The following is a 21,788-nucleotide window of genomic DNA, read 5'->3' as shown; positions in this document are numbered from 1 at the left end:
CCTAGCTCGCAGCGTCCTGGAGGACCTTCCGCAGGTTGCGGTGGTAGTCGTCGACGGTGTCGCGGGCCTTCTCGGTGTCGGGCACCTGGGCCAGCAGGTAGAGCCGGTCGGCGTCGCGGTTGATCCAGGTCGAGGCGTTGGACGTGCGCCCGGTGCCGGTGAAGTGCACGCCCCGCGCGTCCGCGGCGCGACCTGCGCCCGGGAACCACCGCAGGTCCAAGTAGGACAGCAGTTGCGGGCTGCCGAGGTCGGCCGGGGTGCACGTCCCGCTGCGCAGGAGGGTGTCGACGACCAGGCCGATCGGGGCCGCCGAGAGCTCCTTGGCCCTGCGGAGCGCATGCTGAGCCCGCTCCGCGAGCTCACCGAATTCCGCGTCGCCGACGTCGAACTCGACCGGGGCGAACGTGCAGAACCACCCCTGCGAGCGCGAGTAGGGGCCGCGGTCGCGGGTGCTGAGCACCGTCATGCCGAAGTAGCGGTCCCGCCCGGCCAGCAACCGCTCGGTGGCCGCGACCGCGGCGAACACGCCACCGCTCATGCGCGCGCCCGCGGCCTTGCAGGCCTTGTCGAAGGCGGCGAGCTCCTCGCCTTCGAGACAGGTGAGGGTCCTGATGTGCACCGGCGCCTTCTCGCCGTCGGCGAGGCCGAGCGGCAGCGGGAAGCGCGGGAGCTGGTTCCCGTTCGCCGACACCATCCGCACCCACTCGCGGACCTCGTGGGATTCCGAGCTGAAAGCGGCTGCGGCTTCGCGCTGTTCGGTCACGTAGTCGCGGAAGTCGCCGCGCTCGCCCGGTCCGGGCAACGCACCGGAGTCGACTTCCGGCCCGCCCGGTTCGGCGAGTTCGGCGGCGTAGAGGTCGGCGAGCTCCGAACCGAGCAGGATCTGCGAGGCGCCGTCAGTGAACGCGTGGTCGCAGCCCCAGAACACGCCGAAGCCACCGGGGCGCTCGACGACGCCGAGCGCGAAACCGGGCCAGGCGTCGGGCGTGCACTCGTCGTCGAACCGGCTCGCCAGGTGCTCCTGCAGGGCGGCGTCCCAGTCCTCCTGCGGCACCGGGACCTCGTCGACCTCGAAGTCGACGGCCTCGGCGGGCACCAGGTGGCGGACCGGTTCGGGCTCGGACAGGTCGAACCAGGTGCGGAAGCCGCCGTGGGTTCGCACCAGGCGCTGCAGCGCGCGGGTCATCGCCGCGCGATCGAGGTCGCCGTCGACGTCGGTGGCCACGCCCGTCCAAGCGCGGTTGCGGCCGTGCGCCCGGAACGCGGCGAGGTGGTCGGCTTGCAGATCCGACGGCGGGCCGGGATCCACGGGTGCGGTCTCCGCCGCCTCGCGGGCAGCGGCGGTCGGCACCCAGCGCAGGACTCGGCCGGGCGGGGTGCGCCAGTCGGCCATGTCGGCGAGGATCACGCGCCCACCTCCAGCGCCTCGGGAGCGCCCAGCACGTCGGTGAACTTCTCCTCGAAACCGGCGATCAGCCCTTCGACGGCCTCCAGCGCGCTGTCCGTACGACCGCAGCGGGCCGAGACGCTGATGCCCTCGTCGGAGTGGATCACCCACAGGTAGGCCTCATCGCGGCTGGCCTCCGGGCTGCGCAGCGCCCGCGCACCCCAGTCCGGCCAGTGCTCGGCACCCGGCACCTTGCGCACGTCCACGTAGGACATGACGAAGCGCGGTTCGGCGTCCAGCTCCAGGATGTCGGCGACCCGGGCGAACGAGGTCTTCACGCAGCCGCGACCGGCGGAGACCCCGGCACGGGTGTGCGAGACGACTTCGCGGAAGTCGGTGGCACCGCGCAGATCGATGTCCACCGGGCACAACCCGACGTACCAGCCGACGGCTCCGGCGTGCCGCCGGTCGTGCCGGGTGTGCATGGGGAGCACGAACCGCAGCTGCTCCGAACCGGTCCGCTCGCGCATCGCGAGCGCGACGGCGGCGAAGACGCCGGACTGCGCGCCGGTGCCCAGGTTCGCGCACAACCGCTCCATGCTCTCGGCGTCTCCGGACGGGATCACCCATCGCGACAGCGAGTGCTGCGAAACCCCCTCAGGAGCCGGAGCCTGCGACGAAACGCCCTCCATGCCGGGGAATTCGCCGTCCTTCAGGAACTCGGCCCAGTGCCGCACGACCGGGTGCTCTGCGTCGACGACCTCCGACAGCGATCGGGCCGCCGCGCTGTGGTCGACGTGGCTGCCGACGTCCAGGGTGCCGAGCTCCTCGTCCGGGACGCCGTCGAGCGCGCGCTCGTAGAGCTCGACGATCTCGCCGAAGAAGAGCAGCTGCGAGTAGGCGTCCATGACGCTGTGGTCGGCGCCGAAGGCGAGCACGAAGCCCTCGGGCAGCGCGATCGTCGCGAACAGGCAGTGCGGCCAGCGGTCCGGCGTCACGCCCGCGAAGTGCTCGGAGATCGTGTCGTGGGCAACGGAGCCGCTCAGCTCGCCGTGCGAGCGCTCGGTGACGTCGATGGCGTCCGCGGCGATCAGGTGCCGGCGCCAGCCGCTCTCGCCCGGGCTCACGGTGGTGCGGAGCGCTTCGTGCCGGGCGATCCAGGCGCGCAGGGCCCGGCGCAGCACCTCGGCGTCGTAGCGCATGGGGACGCGCAGCACCGAGCCGATCCAGGAGCCCGGCAGGGCCGAAGCCAGGTGCGCCTCGTGGTCGTGGGTGAGCTTGCGGTCGTCGTCGGACCAGGAATCGGGTTCGCACACCGGCGCCCACGTGCTGACCGCGCCGTCCGGCAGCGGGTAGTCGGCTAATTCGGTGTATTCCACTTCGCGAATCTCCCGGAATTTCGTGGTGGGGAAAGGCAATCGGCGTTGACCGCAGAGCAAGCAGGGTATCGCTCGCGCACACGCCCAATCGAGTGTGTCGATGGTCACCACACAGGCCGCTTCAAGCCTCCGGCGGGCATTGGCCACAATCGGTACCACCTCGAAGCCCGATGTTTCAAGCTGGTAAAACGCTGGGCCAACGGTCCATTTCCGCAACTGGAGGCATCATTTCCGGCACTGCACGACTCGAATTCGCCGATGACCTGTTCATGCGGCGTCATCGCGGTCTCGGAACACCCGCGATAAACCAGTTCGGCTGGCGATTCGACACGACGCCTGATGTGTCCAGCGTGCGAAAATTTCATGAAGGAATAGCCGCCGGAGCGCTTTCTCGCAGGGTGGAACGCGCGTGGTTTCCCACTGCGCGGGACAGGTGGTCGCGCTCGGCGGACGCCGCGCCGCTGCACGTCGAACCGGAACCGATCACCGATGTGCTCGGCTGGCTCGACGGCCGGGTGTCGGCGGACTTCGACCCGGCGACCGGACGCGCGTGGCAGCTGTCGTTCGCCCGCACCACCGACGGCGGCGCAGTGCTGTCCCTGGTCGCGGCGCACGCGATCGCCGACGGGGCGGCCCTGATCGATGCCGTGGTCCGCGCCGACGCCGGCGACCCCGTGCCGGTCCCGGAGCGCGCCCCGCTGCTGTCCGCGGTGGTCGACGAGATCGGCGACGGGCTCGACCAGATCAGGTCCGTGGCGCGCTGGGCGATCACCCGCGAGCGCGGCAAGGGCGGAGCCGCCTCCGCGAAGGTGAAGCCCGAGGCACCCCGGGACTGGCGCACCCCGCACGTGGTCGTGGAGTGCGACAGCGCCGCGCTCGCCGAAAAGGCCGCGGCGCACGGTGGTTCGGTCAACTCGCTGTTCGTGGCGGCGCTGGCCCGGATCGCGGCCGCCGCCGGGTGCGCGGACGAGGTGGTGCCCGCTGCGCTGCCGGTCAGCGGCAGGGAACCCGGTGATGTGCGGGCGAATTCGACGCGCATCGCGGTGGCGGCGCTGGACCGGGCCGTGCTCGACGCGCGGGACCTGTCCGCAGTGAAGGCGGCGTGCAAGAGCGCCTACCAGCGACTCGCGGCGAACTCCTCGGCGGCGCAGCCGCTCGCGCTGGTGCAGATGCTGCCGGACGCGGTGGTGCGGCGACTCCCGCCGCCGCCCGCGGCGACCGTGCTGGCCTCCAACCTCGGTGAGATCCCGCGCGAGCTGTGCGGTGTTCCGGTGCGCAGCACCTCCGCCACCGCCCACTACCCCGGCGCCGGCCCGGCCGAGATCGCCACCATCGGCGACGGCGTCACCGGGTGGCTCAGCGACAGCGGCGCCCGCACCACGTTCTCAGTGTGCGGACTCGCGCCGGGGCGGATCGACGGCGTCGCGGCCTTGCGCGAGCTGGTGCTCTCGGAGCTGTCCGGGTGGGGGGTGGAGGTGCAGGAGTGGTGAACCGGCTGACCTCCGACGACGACCTGTTCCTGCGCGCCGAGCGCGTGCTGGGCATCCCCGTCACCAACCAGAGCGTCTGGCACTTCGACCGCGAGATCCCGGCTTCCGAGCTCGACGAGCTCGCGCACCGGCTGAGCAGGGGACGCCTCGGCAGACTCGTGGTGCGCGGTGCCGTTCCGGGCGCGCGGCCGCGCTGGGTGCGCTCGGCGTCGGTCGAACCGGTCGCGGTGCACCCGGTCGCGCTCGCGCCGGACGAGGTGCTGAGCTGGGCCGACGACGAGGCCGCGAAGCGGTTGGATCCCGTGCGCGGCCCCGGCTGGCGGCTGGCCTGCGCCCCCACCCGCGCAGGCGGATCCGTGCTCTCCCTGACGGTCTCGCACGTCGTCGGCGACGGCGGTGCCCACGTGCGCGCGGTGACCGAGGCGGTGCGCGGCGTGGAAGCCGGGCGTCCGCCTTCCACCCGGACCGGGCTGCGGCACGAGCTCGGCGACGCGGCCGGCCAGCTGGTTCGAGCCGGACTCGGGGTTCTCCGCGCGCTGCGCGCTCCGAAGAGCGTTGCGCTGCCGCCGGGAACCCAGGTGTCGCAGGCCGGTCCGCGCGAAGGCGACGACACGCCCGCACGCCCGCCGCAGGTGGTCTTCGACTGCGACGCCGAGGCCTGGGACGAGGCCGCCGCTGTCCGAGGCGGTTCGGCGAACGCCCTGTTCATCGCGATCCTCACCGAGGTCCTGCTGTCGTCCGGGCGAGTGGGCCCGGACGCGCCGGTCAAGGTCTCGTTGCCGGTGAGCCTCCGAGGGCAGGACGACGACCGCTCCAACGCCACCACCGGCGTCTCGATCGCCGTCACCCCTACCGGAGGCCGGGTCGACGACCTCGCCCCGATCCGCGCCTCGAGCAAGCGGGCCTTCGCCGCCGCCGGAGCCCCGACCCCGGCCAAGCTCCTGGAACCGCTGGTCCAGCTCCTGCCGGACGCGCTGGGGGCCAGAACCGCGGAGAAATTCCCGGTTCCGCTCTGCCTGTGCTCCAACCTCGGCGAGATGCCGCAGGACTTCGCCGCTCCGACGGGCTTCCCGGCCACCTCGATCGTGATGCGCTCGATCACCGGTGGCACCAGTCCAGCGCTGCTGCGCTCGCGCGGTGGTGGTCTCACGGCGTGGCTCACCCGCACGGGCGGAACGCTCAACCTGACGGTGCTGGCCCTCGACCCCGACCACTTCCCGGACACGGCCGCCCTGCACGCCCACACCGCGAAAGCCCTCGCGAACCGGTCCGTCCCCGCCACGCCCTGGCACCGGGAGCGGCCCTGAGCTCGCCCGCTCAGGAAGTCGGGGTCGCGGCCCCGTTCGCCTTCACGCCGCTGCTGAAGACGAAGTGCAGGTACCAGCACCGCATCCGCGGATCGAGGAACAGCTCGGCGAACCGGTCGAGGTCGCTCTGAGCGCATCCCCGCTCGGCGAGCGCGGGCGACAGCTGCAGGAGGAGGTTCCGGACGTACCTGCCCACCGTCGCACCACCGACCGCGGGTTCTCCGAACAGTTCGCTGCGCACCTCCTGGAGCCCGGCCGCAGCCAGGTGCCCGTCCATCTCCAGGCCCCAGTCCAGGGCCATCCCGTTGGGCCCGGTGAACGCTTCCCTCGCCATGCCCAGCACTCGCTGGAAGACCTCGGCGTCACCCGGCTCCGGGACCGCCAGCAGGCGCGGCGGATCGTGCAGGCACACCTCGCCGAGCGCCAGCATCCCGCCGGGTGCCAGCGCTGCGGCCAGCTCACCGAGGATCTGCTCCCGCCGCTGGAGGTGCATCAGCACGGTGCGGGCGTGGATGAGGTCGAACGGGCCACCCGGCGGGACGCCCTCGTTGATGTCGTGCCGCAGGACCGCCACATCGCGCAGGTCGGTGAGCTGCTCGGTGTCGAGGTCCACGGCGACCACGGAGGCTCCCCGCCCGGCCAGCCAGCGCGCGACCGAACCGCTGCCCGCGCCGATCTCCAGGCAGCGGGCGCCGGGCCGCACGGCGGGCTCGATGAGCTGCCTGGTCCGCTCGTCGAGCATCTCCTGCAGCAGTTCCGTCTGCTCCCGCCCCAGGTCGGTGGCGGTGCGGAAGTGGTACTCGCGTGTCATCGGGCCAGACTGAGCAGCCGGTCTTTCGCCGCGCTTGCAGCTGTTCAGCAGTCCTCGGGCATCGCTCCGGTGGCCAGGGCCTTGAGCCGGTCGGCGTCATCGAGGTAGCGGCTCTCCCCCGACAGGTAGCCGTGCAGCATCTGGAACAGGGTGGTGACCAGGTCGCTCATCCCCGAACTGGCGGCGGCCTCGGCCGCGCACATGAGGTTGGGGCGTTCGGTCTCCAGCCACTTCACCGCCGACTCCTGGTTCGACAGGTTCGGCATCACCACCGGAGCAGGCAGCCCTCCCGCGTCCGGGTCGCGGCCGGGCTGCAGGATGCGCATCGCCTGGTCGGCGGTGTGCAGGTAGAAGCCGAGCAACCGGGCCACGATCGCCGGCTTGTCCTGCTCCAGCACGGCGAGCTCGGCCGCGTAGTCGCCGAGCAGCGCGTGCATCTCGTACCGGCCGTAGCTGACCTCGGTGAGCAGGTGGGCGCGGACCAGCACGTCGAGCAGCCGCCGGGTCGTCTGCACGTCCTCGGCGCCCAGCAAGGCGGTGAGCGCGAAGACGCCGATGCGGTGACCGGCGTGCCTGCAGGTGAAGCCGTAGAGGCGGAAGAGGCGGGCCGCGTCCTCGGGCAGGTTGCGGTAGGACCAGGAGAACACCGCGCGCACGGAGGTGTGCTCGTCCCCGGTGTCCAGCGCGTCCAGGCCGCGCTGCTCGTCGGTGAGGGCTTCCAGCAGCTCGCCCACGTCGCGGCTCGTGCTCTGGTGGATGCGCTCGGCCGCGACCCGCAGGGCCAGCGGCAACCGGGCGCACCGCTCGATCAGCGGCCGGGCCGCCTCGGCGCTCATCACCTGCTCCCCCAGCCGATCGGTGAGCAACGCGTGCGCCTCGTCGGCGTGCATCCGGTCCAGCACCAGCCGGTAGGCGCCGTCGCGGGCGCTGAGGCCGGACAGCGAGTCGCGGCTGGTGACCACCACGAAGCTCGTGGGCGTGCCGGGAAGCAGCGGCCGGACCTGCCCCGGATCAGCGGCGTTGTCCAGCACGATCAGCATCCGGCGCTGGTCGACCACGGTGCGGAAGCGAGCGGCGCGCTCGGTGGCGTCGGCCGGGATCGCGTCGCCGGGAATGCCGAGGGAGCGCAGGAAACCGGCCAGCACCTCGGTGGTGCTCAGCGGTTGGTCCGGGCCGTAGCCGCGCAGGTCGACGTAGAGCTGGCCGTCCGGGAAGCGTTCGCGCGCCGCGTGGGCCCAGTGCGTCACCAGAGCGGACTTGCCCACGCCCGCGGTGCCCGCGATCACGGCGATGGGCACCTCGGGCTTCTCGCCGAGCCGGTCGAGCTCGGCCAGAGCCGCGTCGCGGCCCACGAAACCCGGGACGTCGTGCGGAAGTTGCGCCGGTCGCGTCGGCGGGCGGGCGGTCGGCGGCTCGAACTCGATGTGCTCCCCGGCGAGGATGCGCTGCTCCAGCTCCCGCAGCGCCTGGCCCGGTTCCAGACCCAGCTCCTCGACGACGGTGCGGCGGGCGCGGCGGTACACCGCGAGCGCGTCCGCCTGCCTGCCCGAGCGGTACAGGGCCGTCATGAGCAGTGCGTGGAGGCGTTCCCGCAGCGGGTTCTCGCGCACCAGCTCGGTGAGCTCGGCGATGATGAAAGCGTGCCTGCCGCAGTCGAGTTCAGCCGCGTGCAGCTGTTCCAGCGCGACCAGGCGGCGTTCTTCGATGCGCTGCGTCTCGCCGGCGAGCTCGGTGAGGTCGAGGTCGTGGTACGGGCAGCCGCGCCACAACCGCAGCGCTTGGCGCAGCATGTCGACCCGGCGCTGCGGGTCGAAGTTGCGCTCGGCGAGGTTCAGGAGGGTTTCGAAGCGCTCGACGTCGAGCTCGTCCGGTTCGACCTGCAGCCAGTAGCCGCCCGCGTCGGAGACCAGGCGTTCGGGTTCACCGAGGGTCTTTCGCAACCGGTGAACCAGCAGGTGCAGCTTGCTGCCGCCGCGACGTTCCGGCTCGCCTCCCCACAGCGCCACCGAGAGCCACTCCGCCGAGACCGGCGTGTTGGCGTGCGCGAGGAGCAACGCGAGCAGGCGTTGCCGCAACAGGCCTGGAACCGGTACGTCCACGGTGCCGTGCCGCACCCGAACCGGCCCCAGCACGTCGAACCGCACCGGATTCCACCCCCATTAACAAGGTCAAACGGATAGAGACCGAGTTTCCTAGGGTTCGGGGTTTGCGCGCAAGAAATTCGAGCGGCATTTCTCGGGAATCGACCCGATAATCCCGCCGGAGTATTCCAAAAGCGTGAATTCCACGCTAGTCGAGTGCGCGCTGCGGCAGCCCCGCCAACCGCGACAGGGCCGCGAAGCCCTCGTCGGTACCGGGCCAGTGCCGCTGCACGGCCTCGGTGCCCGCCCTGCGGACCACCGAGCGCAGCACCGCGACGACCACGATCGCGTCGTCCGCGTACCCGAGGACCGGGACGAAGTCGGGGACCAGGTCGAACGGCAGCGCGAGGTAGGCCAGCAGACCGCCGAGCCGAATGCGCACGCCGCGCGGCATCCCGGGGTCGGCGGCGAGCCTGCGCAGCAGGCGCAGCGTGTCCGGCAGCAGCCGCAGGGCCTCGCTGAGCATCCCCTTGCGCGGGCACATCACCAGCAGGACCACCACGAGCGCCAGCCAGACCACCAGCAGACCCGCGGCAACGCCCAGGAGAGTGCTCACGATCGTCATGACACGAGTGTAACGGCGGTTAGACTCCGCAGGTAGTGCTCGTGAGCGACACCATCCTTCAGCGTGCCGCTCAGGTGTTCGCCTCAGCTGCGTAGACGCGCTCGGCGAAGGCGTCGAGCGCGCGGGCGCAGTTCTCCACGCCGGCGACGGTCTCCTCGCCCAGCGGGGCGCCGAGGGTGTCGCGGGCGCGGATCTTGTCCAGCCAGCGGCGGAGCTTGGCGAGGTCCTCCTCGTTCTCCTCCAGCTCGGCGTAGGTGAACTTGCCCGCGCCGGTCTCCTTGTCGATCTCGGCCTGGAAGTCCGAGCACCGCGACAGGACCTCCTGGTACTCGGCGTCGCGAGCACCGTTGAACGCGGCGACGACCTCGTCCTGCCCCGCCAGCGCCTCGGCTCGCAGCAGCTGCCCGGTTCCGCCCATGCCCTCGATCTCCGCGCGCAGCTTGCGCAGGGCTCGCTCCGCCGCAGCGGACTCCGGGAGCACCGCCACCGAGTTCGCCAGGTACACCGCCCCGGCCGCCTTCAACCTGCGCCACACCGTCGCGCGCAGCCGCGTCGGCTCGCCAGGAACCCGGTACACCAGCATCAACCACGCACCACCAGTCACGCCCACAGTCTCCCGCACCGCCGCAACGCCCCACCGCCGGTTGCGTTCGCGCACCCGTTCGTTGCGGATGAGATCGCGCCCGTCGGGCAACGGGTTGCCACTCGAGGGCGGCGACGCGATGGTGTTTCGAACAGCGAGCGACACCAGCGCCCGCCCGACACTTCGAGGCGCCATGGAATCAATTCTGATCTTCGCCGCCGGAGCGGCATTGTTGATCTACAGCGCCGAGAAGCTCGTCGGCTACCTGGTCGGAATGGCTGCCGGGCTGCGAATTTCACTCTTCCTGCTCGCGATCATCTTCACCGGAATCGAGTTCGACGACATCTTCCTCGGCGTGGCGCTGAACATGGAGGATCTCGACGGCGTCGCGCTGGGGATCGTGTTCGGGACCGCGCTCTCGCTGCCCGGCGTCGTCCTCGCGCTCGCGGCGATCCTCACCCCGACGAAGGTGAACATCCCGCGCGACTACCTCCTTCTGTTCGCCGCCGCTCCCCTGGTCCTGGTGGGTTTCGTCGCGCTGGCGCCGATGAACGCGCTCACCGGCGTGGTGCTGCTGGCGCTGTTCGCGGGATTCCTCGGCTACGTCGTGGTTCGCGAATCCCGCGGCTCGCGCCCGGTGTTCCGCGACGCCGAGCTCTACGAGGCGTTCGCGACCGCCCGCGAGGGCAGCGGAACCGCGGTGGCCGAACTCCCGCCCCAGGGGCCGGAAACGCCGGAGAACCCGAGCTTCGCCGAGCGGATGCCCTTCGCCAAGATGCGCGACATGCCCGGCTGGGCCGGAGCCGCGTTCGCGCTCCTGGCGCTGGTCGGGCTGATCGCGGGTGCGTGGGCCACCGGCGTCGGCACCGAGGGGATCCTGGAGGAGTTCGGCCTCGAAGGAACGCTGTTCGGCGCCACCATCGCCACGCTCGTGCTGACCATCGAGGACATCTTCCTCACCGTCGAGCCCACCCGGCGCGGCGCGCCGGAGATCGGCGTCGGCAACGTCATCGGCAGCGTCGTGTTCTCGGTGACCGGCAAGCTCGGCATCATCCTGCTCGCCGGAGGTCTCGTGGTGGACTCCAGCGTGCTCAGCTGGCACCTGCCCGCGCTCGTGGTGCTCACGGCCCTGGCCGCCTACTTCCTGTCGACCGGTCAGCTGCGCCGCTGGCACGGTTACGTGCTGCTGGCGGGCTACGTCCTGTACTGGGCGGTGAGCTACGGGGTGCTGGGCATCGCGCCCATCGAGCTCGACTGACGGAAGTCGCTGTCCACCAAGCGAAGTGATCGGGAACGTCCTCTTCGAACAGAAGAACTGCTCGCCCGCCTGCAACCTGCGAGGCACCCCGGGCGTCTGCAGGATGGTGGACGTACCGACTCACTGGGGAGTGAACATGCGACGAGCACTGGGGATCGCAGGAGCGCTGGCGGCTGCGCTGACCGTCGGGGGCACCGGACTCGCGAGCGCGCAGGAAGCGCCCGTTCCGATCGGACCGGACTGCTACAAGACGTTGTGCCTGGGCCAGTCCGAGCAGGACGCGCTCGCGACCGGCCTGGTCGTCGACGAGACGCCGGGAGAACCGAACCAGGGCTGCAACGTCCTGGACTTCCGGCCCGAGGAGGGGCAGGGCAACCCGGGCAACGGGGTGTTCGTCCACCCCACCCACGGCGTGGTCGAGATCCAGGTCACCGACGCCATGCAGACGCCCGAAGGCGTCGGCTTCGGGCAGACCCTCGACCAGGTCAAGGCGACCTACCCGGACCTGTACCAGTACCCGCCGGCGGACTTCACCTACGCGCACGACATCCCGGACCGCCCGGGCCAGCGCTACATCTTCGCGTTCAAGGACGACGGGTACCTCGCCGACTTCGGACTGGAGAACACAGCGGGCATGGACGCCTGCTCACCCTGATCCTCCGCGCGGAGCAGCACTTCAGGACCATAGGAGTGGAGGCACCGCACGCTCGTGCGGCGCGTGGCCAACGGGCGGTTTTGGTCCGAACCGTCCATGATCAAAGCCCGATTCACCCGGTCAATTCAGACCAAAACCGCCCCGAGCGACCCCGCAACTCTGCGGCGGCGCACCCGGAGAGCCTTCGCGGTGGTCGAGGTCGTTCTCGTGAGCGCTCCCGCCTTCCTCGTCCCGGGAGCAGCCCAGTTTTAGTCCAAACTGAGCCGACATTTCGGGCACGAGAGGTCCTCGGTTTGGACTAAACCTGGGACCTGGTGACAACTTCACACGAACGGGGCCCGGGCGCAGTGGTCCGGGCCCCGTTCGAGGGGTTCGTCAGAGGGCTCGCCAGTCGAGGTAGTCGTCGGCGAGAGCGGTGATCGTGGCCAGCAGTCCGAGGCGGGCCGCGCGGAGGGCGGGGTCCTCGGCCATGACCATGACCTCGTCGAAGAACCGGTTCACCGGCGCCACCAGCGGCGCGGCGATCGAGAGGAACTCGGCGAGGCTCGCGGCCCCCGACAACCGGCCCGAGACCGCCGCGACCTCGGAGTGCAGATCGCGTTCGGCCTGATCGGTGAGCACGTCCGCGTCGTAGGAGGGGGCGGTGCCCTCCGGAACGATGCGGCGGGCGCGCTGGATCACCGCGACGAGCGCGGCGAAGTCCTCGTCGTCGATCCGCTTCTCCAGCTCGGCCAGGGTCGCGTCGGCGACGGCCGGAGCGTCGGCCAGCGGCAGGACTGCCTGCACGAGCCGGTGCTCGTGGTCGGCGTCGAGCAGCTGCTGCTCGTAGCGGCGGATGACGAAGTCGTGCGCCTCCGCCAGGGCCTCGTCGCTGAGCGTCGAGCCCTGCACGGCGACCTCGGCGCTGGCGGCCTCCAGCCCGGCGCGCAGCGTGACGGCACCCGCGGCCGGGGTGGCGCGCAGGATCGTCACCACCCCGCCGGCGGCACGGCGGAGACCGAACGGGTCGGAGCTGCCGGTCGGGTTGGCGCCGATCGCGAACAGGCTCGCGAGCAGGTCGAAGCGGTCGGCGAGCGCGAGCACCGCACCAGGCGTGCTCTCCGGGAGCGTGTCACCGGCTCCGCGCGGCTGCTCCATCTCGACCAGAGCCGTTGCCACGGCGGGAGTTTCACCCGAGCGCAACGCGTACTCGCGGGCCATGGTCCCGGCGAGTCCGGAGAGTTCCACGACCATCTGCGAGGCGAGGTCGAACTTGGCGAGCTCACCGGCGCGGGCGACCGTCTTCTGGTCCTCCCCGGACAGGCCGGTGGTGGCGCCGAGGGAGACCGCGACCCGGGCGATGCGGTCGGCGCGGTCGGCCATCGAGCCCAGCCGCTCCTCGAAGGTCAGCCTGTGCAGGCCCTCGCGCAGCTCCTCGGGCTTGCGCTTGAGGTCGGCGCGCCAGAAGAACGCGGCGTCCTCGTAGCGGGCCCGCAGCACCGACTCGTTGCCCTCGCGGACCAGGTCGGTGTCGCAGTCGCCGTTGGCCACGGCCACGAAGTGCGGCAGCAGCCCGCTCTCACCGCGCACCGGCAGGTACCGCTGGTGCTTGCGCATCACCGTGGTGAGGATCTGCTCGGGCAGCTCCAGGTAGCGCTCGTCGAAGCCGCCGAGGATGGCGTTGGGCTGCTCGACCAGGTTGGTGACCTCGTCGACGAGACCGGCCTCCCCCGCGAAGTCGACGGTGCCGCGGACTCCCGCGGCGAGCTCGGTGGCGGCGGCGACGATCGTGCGACGGCGATCGGCCGCGTCGGCGACGATGCCGTGCCGGGCCAGGAACGCCACGTATCCATCAGCGGAGGCCACCTGCACCTCCGGCTCGGCAGCGGTGCGGTGCACGCGCGTGGTGGTGCCGCTGCGCAGCGAGGACACCGCGACCGGCAACGGGGTGTCGCCGAGCAGCGCCAGCAACCAGCGGACCGGGCGGCTGAACGACAGCTTCGGGTCGCGCCAGCGCATGTTCTTGTCCGCGCGCAGTTCGCTCACCAGCTGGGCCAGCAGCTCGGCCAGCACGACCGGAGCCGTGCGCCCCTCGTCGGTGCGCACGACGACGACGTGCTCGGTGCCGTCGACCTCAACGCGGCTCAGCTCCTCCGGCGAGACGCCGTGCTTGCCCGCGAAGCCCTGGGCGGCCTTGGTGGGCGTCCCGTCCTCGCCGAAGGCGGCCGCGGCCTTCGGGCCGCGGACGGTGCGCTCGGCGTCCGGCTCGGCCGGGGCGACGTTCGCGACCTGCACGATGATCCGGCGCGGCGTGGCGTGGGCGTTGATCTCGCCGTGCGCCAGGCGGGTTCCGGAGAGCTTGGACTCCAGCGAGTCGCGCACCGAATCGGCCATCGTGGACACGTCCGCGTGCGGGAGTTCTTCGAGCCCGATCTCGAACAGCAGCGTCGCCGGTTCGCTCACGGTCGGGAAGTCGACGACGTCGTCCGCCGGCGCGGTGGCCTCGACGACGCCGAGCGGGTGGCCGAGCTCCTCGCGGCGCTCCGCCCACAGCTGCGCGACGCGGCGGGTGAGACCGCGCATCTGCCCGAACGCCTTGGCCCGCTCGGTGGTGCTGATGGCACCCCGCGCGTCGAGCACGTTGAACATGTGGCTGCACTTGAGCACGTGCACGTAGGCCGGTGAGGGCAGGCGCAGGTCCAGCAGCCGGCCCGCTTCGGCGGCGCTGGTGTCGAACATGCGGTGGGTGGCCTCGATGTCGGCGTCGTCGAGGTAGTAGCGGCTCATCTCGTACTCGGACTGGCCGAAGATCTCGCCGTAGGAGACGCCGTCGGAGTACTGGATGTCCTTGAAGTGCTCGACGCCCTGCAGCGCCATGATGATGCGCTCGATGCCGTAGGTGATCTCCACCGACACCGGGTCGAGCACCAGGCCACCGGCCTGCTGGAAGTAGGTGAACTGCGAGATCTCCAGCCCGTCCAGCCAGACCTCCCAGCCCAGACCCCAGGCGCCGAGCGCCGGGGAGGCCCAGTTGTCCTCCACGAAGCGGATGTCGTGGGCCTCGGTGTCGACGCCGAGCGCTTCCAGGCTGCCCAGGTAGAGCTCCTGTGGGTTGCCCGGGTCGGGCTTGAGGATGACCTGGAACTGGGTGTGGGTCTGCAACCGGTTCGGGTTCTCGCCGTAGCGGGCGTCGTCGGGCCGGACGCTGGGTTCGACGTACCCGACGTGCCACGGCTCCGGCCCCAGCACCCGCAGCATGGTCGCGGGGTTGGCGGTACCGGCTCCGACCTCGGTGTTGAACGGCTGCATGATCATGCAACCTCGTTCGGTCCAGTAGCGTTGCAGCGCCAGCAGCGCGTCCTGCATCGTCGGTGTGCTGCTCTCGGTCACCGGATTCCGAACCCTTCATCGCCCGTGGTGGTGTGGATACTCTGGGTTTTTCGAACACGCGCATTCTGCCACGCACTGTTTTCGCGGCTGTTCGCCATCATCCCCCGAGCGCTTCAAGCACCAGCCGGGCGGTGTCCGCGGCGCTCTGCTCCGCGACGTCGTCGGCGGCCGGACTGGTGCGAGCGCGGACCCGGTGATCGGCGTCGGCGGCAGCGCGGACCCAGCTCGTCACCTCCTCACCGCCCCAGCCGATCGCGTCGAGCCGTTCCCGCAGCACCACCAGCAGCGAGTTGAGGTTGCCCGCCCGGCCGCGGGCGCGCGGGCGCAGACCCTCGGCGAGCAGCGGCAACGCCGAGCCGGGGGCATGGTCGAGGAGGTGGTGGCGTCGAACATCACGAGTCCTCGCGCATCACCGCGAGCACGGCGTCCGAGAAGCTGCCGTCGCGGTTCTCCAGGTGATCCGGCAGCATCCGGACCGGCGTGAAGCCGATCCGCTCGGCCAGCCTCAGCGAGGTCCCGTTGGCCGCGTCGGCGATCCACTCCAGCGTCGTCAGCCCGGTCGTCCGCAACGCCCAGCTCGCCAGCGCGCGGCCTGCGACCTCGCCCACGCCGAGCCTGCGAGCCCAGGGGGCGACCCAGCAGCCGACCTCGGCGCGGTCGTCCTGCACCTCCACCAGCCCGAACGACCCCAGCACGTCGTCGCCGTGCGCGGTCACCGCGAACAGCGGCGCATCGACCGCGCTGGTCATGAAACCGTCCGCGTGCTCCTTCAGGTACGGCACGGGGATGGTGGTCCAGCGCTGGATCTCAGGGTCCTGGCAGGCCTGGAACACCTGCTCGGCGTCGGACGGCCGCCAGCGGCGGAGCCGGTAGCGGCCTGCGGGGATCTCGGCGGGGATGTTCATCGCAGCGGCTCCAGGATCGAGGAGGCGGTGGTGGGCACGAGCGTGGTCACCGCGCACTCGGCGCCGGCCCGCACCTCGATCTCGGCCTCCCAGAACTCCACCAAGACACCCCACCCCGCACACCCCGCTGAAGACCCCTCACCAAGTCCCAGTTTTAGTCCAAACTGAGCCGACATTTCGGGCACGCACCCTCCTCGGTTTGGACTAAAACTGGGATTCCACCCGAAGGTGTAAGCGTGATTGTCCACAGGGGACTGTTTTCTCCACAGATTCCGGAGTTGGCTTTTCGGCGTCGTTTTCGCTGTGCAACCTGGGAGGCATGGCTGCCTCGAACAAGGTGGCGCTCGGCGGGACTCGGGGGTTGTTCACCCGCGCCGAGGCGCTGCAGCAGGGTTTCACCGACGAGAAGTTGCGCAAGGGCCCCTTCCGGCGCGTCCTCCACGGCGTCTACAGGCTCGACTCCACGCCACTGACCCACGAGCTGCGCTGCCGAGCTGCCGCGATGGTGCTGCCACGGGACGCGGTGATCACCGGAAGATCCGCCGCGACGCTGCACGGGATCGACCTCGCTCGAGCACAAGACGCGGTCGAAGTCTTGGCGAGCGGCGTCAAACGGGTCCACGGCCTGCGAACCTGGAACACTCGCAGGCACCACTCGGAGCACATGCCCTGGGGCGGCGTGCAAGTCGCCACCCTGGTACGAGCGGCGTTCGATCTGCTCACCAAGAACCCGCTGACCCAGGGCGTCGCCTGCGTCGACGCCCTCCTCCACTCCGGGCGACTTTCCAAGCAAGCACTCGCCCGCTTCATGGCAGACCGCCACGACGACGGCATCGTGCGCGCCCGCCGCGGTTTCGAGCTGCTGGACGAGCGGGCGGAATCGCCGCCGGAGTCGGTGCTGCGGGTGCTGTTCCGACTCGAAGGTCTCCGCCCGGTGCCACAACTGGAGATACCAGGCGAGTTCGGTGAGACGCTGCGCGGCGACCTCGGATTTCCCGAGGCCAAGGTCGTCGTGGAATACGAGGGCCGGTGGCACGCCGATCGCGATCAGTTCCGAAGGGACGAGCGTCGGCGCGCATGGCTTCGGGCGAACGGGTGGGTGGTCGTCGTGATCACCGCCGAGAGGCTTGCGACCGCCCCGACGCACCTGGCCGCCGAGGTCGCCCAAGTAGTCCGACAGAGAACCGGCTGATGCCCTCGCAGCGGCGGGACCAGGGCGTTTCCCAGTTTTAGTCCAAACTGAGCCGACATTTCGGGCACGAAGCCTCCTCGGTTTGGACTAAAACTGGGAAATGCCGCGTCACTGCCCGGATGTCCGGCCTGGGTTGTGGGTTAGGGAAGGCTCACTTTAGTGTGATGGCGTGTCGCGCTACTCATCGCAGGCTTCGGTTGGTCTGTCCGCGCAGGAGATCGACGTCGCCTACGGGCGTGACGTCGTGGTTCACGCCGCGTCGGTAACGCTGCGCGCCGGAACGGTGACCGCTCTGATCGGCCCGAACGGCAGCGGGAAGTCGACGTTCCTGCGCGCGCTGTCACGGCTGCACCCGCCGGCCTCGGGCGAGGTCCGGTTCGCCGACGGCGCCGAACTGCGCGCCCTGTCCGCGAAGGACCTGGCACGAAGGATCACCCTGCTCTCGCAGCAGCGCACCGCTCCCGGCGGTCTCTCGGTGCGCGAGTTGGTGGAGTTCGGCCGCCACCCGCACCGCTCCCGCTGGGCGGGCAACGATCCCGACGGGCCCGCCGCGATCGAGCGGGCGATGGAGCTCACCGGCCTTGGCCCCATCGCCGAGCGCCCGGTGCAGGCGCTGTCCGGCGGTCAGGCCCAGCGGACCTGGCTCGCGGCGTGCCTCGCGCAGGACACCGGCCTGTTGCTGCTGGACGAACCCACGACCTTCCTCGACCTGCGCTACCAGGTCGAAATCCTCGACGTGGTGCGCGATCTCGCCGACCAGCACGGAGTCGGCGTCGGGGTCGTGCTGCACGACCTCGACCAGGCGGCGGCCGTCGCCGATCGGCTGCTGCTGCTCGAGAACGGCCGCGTGTCCGCGGAAGGCGCCGCGGACGACGTCCTGACCGTCGAGAACCTCACCCGCGCCTACGGAATCGAGGTGGAGGTCCACCGCGATCCGGCCGACGGACGCATCCACACCCGCGCGGTCGGCCGCTTCAACGCCGCCTCGCTCTAATCCCCCGGGGAGTCATCATGCGCACCAGACGTGCGTTCATCGCCACCGTCGTCACCCTCGCCGCGGCGTCGTCTGCCTGCGGCACGACCGAAGCGCCTGCCGGTCCAGCGCCGGAAGCGAGCGGCCCGCCGGTGAGCGTCGTGGACTCGCGCGGCAAGGAGGTCCGGCTCGAGCACCCGGCCGCGCGGGTCGCCGCGACCGAGTGGAACGCCGCCGAATACCTGGTCTCGCTGGGCGTCATGCCCGCCGCGGTCTCGGACGTGCGGGGTTACGGCGAGTACTCGAGCGCCGCCCCGCTGGACGCGTCGGTCGCCGACATCGGGACGCGCGGCGAACCGAGCATCGACGCGCTCGGTTCGCTCGACCTGGACCTCGTCGTGGTCACCGGCGACCTCCCGGAGGGCGCGCTCGAGCAGATCGAGGCGAAGGTGCCGGTCGTCGTCATCCCGGGAGGCAACGCCCAGGACCCGATCGGCTCGATGTTCAGCAACGTCGACCTGATCGCCCAGGCCACCGGGACCCAGGACGCGGCAGCGCGGTTGAAGTCCGAGTTCGACGCCAAGGTCCAGGCAGGCAGGGCGGCGGTCCGGCAGGCGGGCATGTCGGGCAGGCCGGTGGCCTTCGCCGATGCCTACGCCACCGCGGGCTCGGTCACCATCCGCCCCTACACGCGGGGTTCCCTCGTGGGCGCGGTGTTCGAGCGCATCGGCCTGCCGACGGCCTGGGAGATGGAGGGCGACCCCGCCTACGGGCTCGCCCAGACCGACGTCGAAGGCCTGACGAAGCTGGGCGACGTCCCGTTCTGGTACAACGCCACGTCCGGCGATCCGTTCGCCGAGAACCTCGCCGGGAACCCGATCTGGACGAACCTGCCGTTCGTGCAGAAGGGCGAGGTCCACCTCCTGCCCGGTGAGCTGTGGACGTTCGGCGGACCGAAGTCGATGGAGCGGTTCGTCGACGCGGCCATCGCCGCGGTCCAGGCGTGAAGATCAGGCTGCTGCTGGTCGTCGTCGCTCTCGGTGGGCTCATCGCCGCCGGTTCGCTGGTCCACCTGACGCAGGGAACGGCCGACGTCGACCTCCTGGCACCGGACGCGCACGCAGCGGTGATCCTCCAGTCCCGCTTGCCCCGGCTGCTCGCCGCGATGCTGGTGGGAGCGGCGCTGGGCGTGGCGGGCGCGGTGCTGCAGTCGGTGTCGCGCAACATCATGGCCGCTCCCGACACGTTGGCAGTGTCGGCGGGCGCGCACCTGGCGATCGTCGCCGTCGCTGCCTTCGGCGTGTCGGTCCCGCTGCTGGGCACGGCCGGTGTCGCGTTCGCGGGCGGGTTGTGCGCCGCCCTGGTCGTCCTGGGCCTCTCGGGCAGCGGCGGTGCCGGGATCGTGCGGCTGGTGCTGGCGGGAACGGCGCTCGCGCTGGCGATGAGCTCGGTGACGCAGATGTTGCTGCTGCTGTTCTCGGAGGAGACCGAGGGCTTGTTCGCATGGGGTGCGGGGTCGCTGAGCCAGAACGGCTTGGACGGCGTCCGCACGTTCGCGCCGGTGGTGCTCATCGCCCTGGTCTGGCTCCTGCTGCTCGCGCGCAAGCTCGACTTGATCCACCTCGGCGACGACCACGCGCGAACGCTCGGCGTCCACGTCGGACGGATCCGTCTCGGGGCGGTCGCGCTGGCCGTGCTGATGGCCGCCGCGGCCGTCACCCTCGCCGGTCCGATCGGATTCGTGGGCCTGGCCGCCCCGGCCCTGGTGCGGTTGGGCGCGAACCTCGTGCCCGGATTGCACCGGCACGCTGCGCTGATCCCGGTCTCGGCGGCGATGGGCGTGGTGCTGCTGCTCAGCGCGGATGTCCTGCTGCGCGCGGTGATCGGTGCCCGAGGCGCCTTGGAAGTGCCTGCGGGCGTGGTGACGACGCTGCTCGGCGTGGTGTTCCTGATCGTGCTCGCGCGCGGGATCCGGGTGTCCAGCACGGTGTCCGAGCCCCCGGCCGCAGGCGTGCGCGGGTCGGTGAGCGTGCTGCGGTTCCGGCTGGTGCTGGCGGGTCTGCTGGTCCTGGCCGCGCTGGTCGTGGTGGCGTCGGTGCTGCTCGGCGACCGAATGCTGCTGCTGGGCGACGTCACCCGTTGGACGACCGGGCAGGCGGGGCCGATCGTGTCGAACGTGATGGGCAACCGCTTCCCGCGCGTCCTGGCGGCCCTGCTGGCCGGTGCCGCACTCGCCCTGGCGGGCGCGGCGATCCAGGCGGTGACCCGAAACCCTCTGGCCGAGCCGGGAATCCTCGGAACGTCCGGCGGCGCCGGGATCGGGGCGATCGCGGTGATCACCTTCGCGCCCGGGCTCGGCTTCTGGGCGCAGGCGACCGCGGCCGGTCTCGGTGCGGCTCTGGCCGCGGCTGTCGTGTTCGCGGTGGCCGCGCGCGGCGGTTTCTCCAGCGAGCGCCTGGTGCTCATCGGCTTCGGCATGCAGGCGGGCACCCAGGCGGTGATCACGCTCCTGATCGCCCTGACCGATCCGTGGAACGAGACCAAGGCGCTGACCTGGCTGGGCGGCTCGACCTACGGGCGGCTGCCGGAGCACCTGGTTCCCGTCGCCCTGGCCATCGCCGTCGCGATCCCGCTGCTCATCGGGGCGCGGGCCGAGCTGGACCTGCTCTCGCTCGACGACGAGACACCCCGCGTCCTGGGCGTCGCGGTGTCCCGATCGCGGCTGGTGCTGCTGCTGTGCGCAGTGGTCCTGACCGGTGCGGCGGTCGCGGCGATCGGCGTCATCGCCTTCGTCGGCCTGGTCGCACCTCACGCGGCGCGGGCGCTCGTGGGGCGCAAGCACGCGCGGTCGCTCCCGATCGCGGCCTTGCTGGGCGCGATCCTCGTCTGCGCGGCGGATGCCTTGGGGCGCACCGCGATCGCGCCCGATCAGCTCCCGGCAGGGCTGATCACGGCGCTCATCGGCACGCCGTACTTCCTCTACCTGCTGCACCGCACGAGCAGCGCCTCCCCCGTCCCGGGAAGGGCGTGATCACTCCAGCCCGATGGTGGCGCCGGGGATGGTCAGCGTGCCGCCGGCGAGGTCGGTGTTGCGGACGATCGCGTCGGTGAAGGTCAGCTCGGGCAGCTGCAGGAATCCCAGGTCGAGGTCCGGCATCAGGAGCGAGTCGGCCGTGAGCGTGGTGCGGGCGATGGCCAGCGTCCCGGTGAGCTCCTGGGTGTAGAGCTCGATCGGGCCGTTGACCACCTTCGACACGCTTCCCTGGCGCGCGGCGGTGCGCAGGGTCATGCCGTTGCCCAGGGCCCCGCGTTGCACCAGGTCGGTGATCTCCAGGCGGTCGACGGTGAAGTGCAGCGTCCGCACCCCGTCGCGTTCCTCGATGCCGCGGTACCGGGACCCCACGAGCTTCAGCGCGCTGGCCGTCAGCGTCCACGACCGACCAGGGCCGGGCTGGACGTCGGACGACGAAGCCGGCGGCAGCGCAGCCGGTTTCGGCGCTGGGGCCGGCAGGGGTGCCGGGGCGGGCAGCGGGGCCGGAGCGGAGGTGGGAGCCGGAACCGGCGCGGCCGGCGCCGGTTCCGGAGCTGGAGTCGGCTCGGGCGCCGGGGTCGACGTCGGAGCCGGAGCGGGCTGCTCCGTCGTCGTCGGAGCAGCGTCGGGCGAGAGGCCGAGCAGGTCCGAGATCGGGCCGCCGCCGGATTCCTGGGCCTCCGCGGCGGGACCGATCATCCCCAGCACCAGCGTCGAACCGAGCACGCTCGCCACCAGGCGA

The 21,788-nt window shown here is 71.3% G+C and carries 18 protein-coding genes; 8 read left to right on the top strand and 10 right to left on the bottom strand.

From position 1 onward, the window contains the following. Position 1: 1 nt before the first annotated feature. Both FHU35_RS22585 and FHU35_RS22580 read right to left on the bottom strand, forming a co-directional pair. The gene (locus FHU35_RS22585) at positions 2–1,408 is read right to left on the bottom strand and encodes a condensation domain-containing protein (RefSeq protein WP_145743055.1); all 1,407 of its coding nucleotides are present in this window, start codon (positions 1,406–1,408) and stop codon (positions 2–4) included. Then, positions 1,405–2,766 (bottom strand): condensation domain-containing protein, encoded by a 1,362-nt coding sequence (locus FHU35_RS22580; RefSeq protein ID WP_145743053.1) that lies wholly within the window; start codon positions 2,764–2,766, stop codon positions 1,405–1,407. The genes FHU35_RS22585 and FHU35_RS22580 overlap by 4 nt, the downstream gene beginning before the upstream one ends. 398 nt (positions 2,767–3,164) lie before the next feature. On the opposite strand from FHU35_RS22580, the gene FHU35_RS22575 reads away from it, so the two are divergent. Together FHU35_RS22575 and FHU35_RS22570 are read left to right on the top strand one after the other, a co-directional pair. After that, positions 3,165–4,256, top strand: a complete 1,092-nt coding sequence (locus FHU35_RS22575; protein ID WP_145743051.1) for a hypothetical protein — start codon at positions 3,165–3,167, stop codon at positions 4,254–4,256. Beyond that, positions 4,250–5,563 (top strand): hypothetical protein, encoded by a 1,314-nt coding sequence (locus FHU35_RS22570; RefSeq protein ID WP_145743049.1) that lies wholly within the window; start codon positions 4,250–4,252, stop codon positions 5,561–5,563. The genes FHU35_RS22575 and FHU35_RS22570 overlap by 7 nt, the downstream gene beginning before the upstream one ends. A gap of 10 nt (positions 5,564–5,573) precedes the next feature. On the opposite strand, the gene FHU35_RS22565 is transcribed toward FHU35_RS22570, so the two are convergent. From FHU35_RS22565 to FHU35_RS22550, 4 genes are all read right to left on the bottom strand, one after another. After that, positions 5,574–6,374, bottom strand: coding sequence for a class I SAM-dependent methyltransferase (locus FHU35_RS22565; protein ID WP_145743047.1), 801 nt, complete (start codon positions 6,372–6,374; stop codon positions 5,574–5,576). A 44-nt stretch (positions 6,375–6,418) separates the two neighbouring features. Further along, positions 6,419–8,518: an AfsR/SARP family transcriptional regulator gene (locus FHU35_RS22560; protein ID WP_145743045.1), complete on the bottom strand. Its 2,100-nt coding sequence runs from the start codon at positions 8,516–8,518 to the stop codon at positions 6,419–6,421. 145 nt (positions 8,519–8,663) lie between these two features. Then, the gene (locus FHU35_RS22555; RefSeq protein WP_145743043.1) at positions 8,664–9,080 is read right to left on the bottom strand and encodes a YkvA family protein; all 417 of its coding nucleotides are present in this window, start codon (positions 9,078–9,080) and stop codon (positions 8,664–8,666) included. A gap of 70 nt (positions 9,081–9,150) precedes the next feature. After that, positions 9,151–9,684: a Chromate resistance protein ChrB gene (locus FHU35_RS22550; protein ID WP_222429469.1), complete on the bottom strand. Its 534-nt coding sequence runs from the start codon at positions 9,682–9,684 to the stop codon at positions 9,151–9,153. 172 nt (positions 9,685–9,856) lie between these two features. On the opposite strand from FHU35_RS22550, the gene FHU35_RS22545 reads away from it, so the two are divergent. Together FHU35_RS22545 and FHU35_RS22540 are read left to right on the top strand one after the other, a co-directional pair. Further along, positions 9,857–10,921: a sodium:calcium antiporter gene (locus FHU35_RS22545; protein ID WP_145743042.1), complete on the top strand. Its 1,065-nt coding sequence runs from the start codon at positions 9,857–9,859 to the stop codon at positions 10,919–10,921. Between the two features lie 136 nt (positions 10,922–11,057). Beyond that, complete coding sequence (locus FHU35_RS22540) at positions 11,058–11,576, top strand: hypothetical protein (protein ID WP_145743040.1); 519 nt, start codon at positions 11,058–11,060, stop codon at positions 11,574–11,576. Between the two features lie 375 nt (positions 11,577–11,951). On the opposite strand, the gene FHU35_RS22535 is transcribed toward FHU35_RS22540, so the two are convergent. From FHU35_RS22535 to FHU35_RS22525, 3 genes are all read right to left on the bottom strand, one after another. After that, positions 11,952–14,945 (bottom strand): glycine--tRNA ligase, encoded by a 2,994-nt coding sequence (locus FHU35_RS22535; RefSeq protein ID WP_246110509.1) that lies wholly within the window; start codon positions 14,943–14,945, stop codon positions 11,952–11,954. Between the two features lie 97 nt (positions 14,946–15,042). Beyond that, positions 15,043–15,294 carry a hypothetical protein gene (locus FHU35_RS22530; RefSeq protein ID WP_145743038.1) on the bottom strand — a complete coding sequence of 84 codons (252 nt, stop codon included), beginning with the start codon at positions 15,292–15,294 and terminating at the stop codon, positions 15,043–15,045. 43 nt (positions 15,295–15,337) lie between these two features. Beyond that, positions 15,338–15,850 (bottom strand): GNAT family N-acetyltransferase, encoded by a 513-nt coding sequence (locus FHU35_RS22525; protein ID WP_145743036.1) that lies wholly within the window; start codon positions 15,848–15,850, stop codon positions 15,338–15,340. 319 nt (positions 15,851–16,169) lie between these two features. On the opposite strand from FHU35_RS22525, the gene FHU35_RS22520 reads away from it, so the two are divergent. The 4 genes from FHU35_RS22520 (at position 16,170) to FHU35_RS22505 (ending at position 21,046) form a co-directional block, all read left to right on the top strand. Then, on the top strand, positions 16,170–17,042 hold the full coding sequence (locus FHU35_RS22520; protein ID WP_145743034.1) for a DUF559 domain-containing protein: 873 nt from the start codon (positions 16,170–16,172) through the stop codon (positions 17,040–17,042). 169 nt (positions 17,043–17,211) lie between these two features. Beyond that, a complete protein-coding gene (locus FHU35_RS22515) occupies positions 17,212–18,036 on the top strand; it encodes an ABC transporter ATP-binding protein (protein WP_145743032.1) in 825 nt (274 codons plus the stop codon). Between the two features lie 17 nt (positions 18,037–18,053). Beyond that, on the top strand, positions 18,054–19,022 hold the full coding sequence (locus FHU35_RS22510) for an ABC transporter substrate-binding protein (RefSeq protein ID WP_145743030.1): 969 nt from the start codon (positions 18,054–18,056) through the stop codon (positions 19,020–19,022). Then, positions 19,019–21,046 carry an iron ABC transporter permease gene (locus tag FHU35_RS22505; protein ID WP_246110508.1) on the top strand — a complete coding sequence of 676 codons (2,028 nt, stop codon included), beginning with the start codon at positions 19,019–19,021 and terminating at the stop codon, positions 21,044–21,046. Before FHU35_RS22510 ends, FHU35_RS22505 begins: the two co-directional genes overlap by 4 nt. Here FHU35_RS22505 and FHU35_RS30010 read toward each other — a convergent pair whose 3' ends face one another. After that, positions 21,047–21,781 carry a hypothetical protein gene (locus tag FHU35_RS30010; RefSeq protein WP_246110507.1) on the bottom strand — a complete coding sequence of 245 codons (735 nt, stop codon included), beginning with the start codon at positions 21,779–21,781 and terminating at the stop codon, positions 21,047–21,049. Positions 21,782–21,788: the final 7 nt, after the last annotated feature.

The sequence above is a fragment of the Saccharopolyspora dendranthemae genome, assembly GCF_007829955.1.
Classification (GTDB): Bacteria; Actinomycetota; Actinomycetes; order Mycobacteriales; family Pseudonocardiaceae; genus Saccharopolyspora; species Saccharopolyspora dendranthemae.
The sequence above is the reverse complement of the archived record's forward strand: the minus strand, read 5'-3'. Positions and strand labels throughout refer to the sequence as shown.

Bases quoted from the DNA above. Each gene is read 5' to 3' on its own strand.
- FHU35_RS22565 (WP_145743047.1), bottom strand. From the start codon at position 6,374: ATGACACGCGAGTACCACTTCCGCACCGCCACCGACCTGGGGCGGGAG.
- FHU35_RS22555 (WP_145743043.1), bottom strand. From the start codon at position 9,080: ATGACGATCGTGAGCACTCTCCTGGGCGTTGCCGCGGGTCTGCTGGTG.
- FHU35_RS22545 (WP_145743042.1), top strand. From the start codon at position 9,857: ATGGAATCAATTCTGATCTTCGCCGCCGGAGCGGCATTGTTGATCTAC.
- FHU35_RS22540 (WP_145743040.1), top strand. From the start codon at position 11,058: ATGCGACGAGCACTGGGGATCGCAGGAGCGCTGGCGGCTGCGCTGACC.
- FHU35_RS22525 (WP_145743036.1), bottom strand. From the start codon at position 15,850: ATGAACATCCCCGCCGAGATCCCCGCAGGCCGCTACCGGCTCCGCCGC.
- FHU35_RS22520 (WP_145743034.1), top strand. From the start codon at position 16,170: ATGGCTGCCTCGAACAAGGTGGCGCTCGGCGGGACTCGGGGGTTGTTC.
- FHU35_RS22510 (WP_145743030.1), top strand. From the start codon at position 18,054: ATGCGCACCAGACGTGCGTTCATCGCCACCGTCGTCACCCTCGCCGCG.